3 protein-coding genes are annotated in these 1,439 nt (G+C 43.0%); all 3 read right to left on the reverse strand.

The features are described 5' to 3' along the window. Positions 1–25: 25 nt before the first annotated feature. Complete coding sequence (locus ACZFYI_RS20350; RefSeq protein ID WP_462525947.1) at positions 26–463, reverse strand: hypothetical protein; 438 nt, start codon at positions 461–463, stop codon at positions 26–28. Continuing rightward, positions 456–1,082 (reverse strand): hypothetical protein, encoded by a 627-nt coding sequence (locus ACZFYI_RS20355; RefSeq protein ID WP_462525948.1) that lies wholly within the window; start codon positions 1,080–1,082, stop codon positions 456–458. The genes ACZFYI_RS20350 and ACZFYI_RS20355 overlap by 8 nt, the downstream gene beginning before the upstream one ends. A 1-nt stretch (position 1,083) precedes the next feature. Continuing rightward, positions 1,084–1,439, reverse strand: a 356-nt coding sequence (locus tag ACZFYI_RS20360) for a hypothetical protein (protein ID WP_462525949.1), incomplete at its 5' end; no start/stop codon positions are given.

Below are 1,439 nucleotides of genomic sequence, written 5' to 3' on the forward strand. Positions count from 1 at the left end.
AAAGGTTTATGATATATTTTAAGTTTTAATGATATTCTATTGTTGTTTTGATTCCAGGCAAAACCGGTATTCCCAGCCATGCCCTAATTTGCTGAATCCTTGGTTTGGCATTTCGGATCAGCATTCCTCTATTGTCCATTTGGAAGCTGGCTTTTCCTGACCCGTAATTTGTCGCAGTTCTAAAATCCGCCGTTCCGTTATTGAGCACATAAAGTGTCTCTATGATATCCTTGTCTGTTTCATCCGATTTTAGGCTAACAATCAAATGGATGTTTTCCTGTACCACCATCTCTACCCACCTCAATCCAGTTTCACCTTCCTTTGGTTGGGCCTCCACAATCCTCGGATTAAAGTTTACACCTGCCGGAAGTACCAACCGCACATTGACCATCTGAGCTTGTGCGGTTTCCATCATACCAAAGAACATTACCGCCACGATCGTTATTAACCAAACCTTAATCATAGCTTGTAAAGGATACGTTGATGTTTATTTCTCCTTCGTAAATCCCCGCAGGGACCATTCCTACCGGACCCAAAGTTCCGTACAAATACAGGTAAGCTTTGGCTTTTGGTCTGGTAAAAGCGCCATCTTCAGGTGAAGGAGGTGCTATTGGAGCCCCTGATGTTCTCCTGCTTACAGGAAAGGTGATGCTGTAAAATCCTGCCGGAAGTTCCACTGCACTCAGTTTACCACTCAATTCGTCAGTTGGAGCCATGTTATTATATGCTACTTTAAGGAGGAAAGGAATGGATTCAGTAGGGTTTTCGGCAAGCACAAAGGCCGATGGCGCACTGATATCAACTGTCAAATCAAACCCCTCAGGCGCTTCAATTTCATAGATTACCGCCTGATTATCCACTAAACCAATCGTAACAGCCCCTATTCCAGGGACTAATGCACGTTGCTTTTGATTGAAATCCAACGTCGGCATAGCTCCTTGGGGAGAAAGTATGGTAATATCATCACTCCCTGTCCATGTATTGAAACTGATCCTCTGGGCAAAGCCTGTCTCCGAAAAAAAGACAAAGCAAATGCCCAAAATCATCCTTAAATCTGCAATATGTGAAAGAACTCTTGCCACTTTATATGTATTCCAATTCAATGATAAATTCAGAAAGATAAACTCCCGGCGTAGCTTTGGTCAAATCAAGATTTGCACCCAGCCATACATATAATTCTCCATCCGGACCTATTGGGAAAACCCCCTCGCCAACATCCAATAATGCACTTTGAAATTGCAGATCATTGAAAGCAGCGCTAAGGATGTACTCAGCAGAAACTTCACCGATTCCTTCTTCAAATTCTTTGATCACCTCATTTTGAAGGTAGGTAATCCTTACTCTCGCTCCAGGGCTTCCCATGATTTTGAACATCCCTGCAAACTCACTTGTAATCGGAGAAACTACCAAGGTTCCTTGCATGACAGGAGGATTGACAA

The organism is Aquiflexum sp., from assembly GCF_977115555.1.

Excerpts from the sequence above, each read along its gene's own strand:
- ACZFYI_RS20350 (WP_462525947.1), bottom strand. The coding sequence starts at position 463 with ATGATTAAGGTTTGGTTAATAACGATCGTGGCGGTAATGTTCTTTGGT.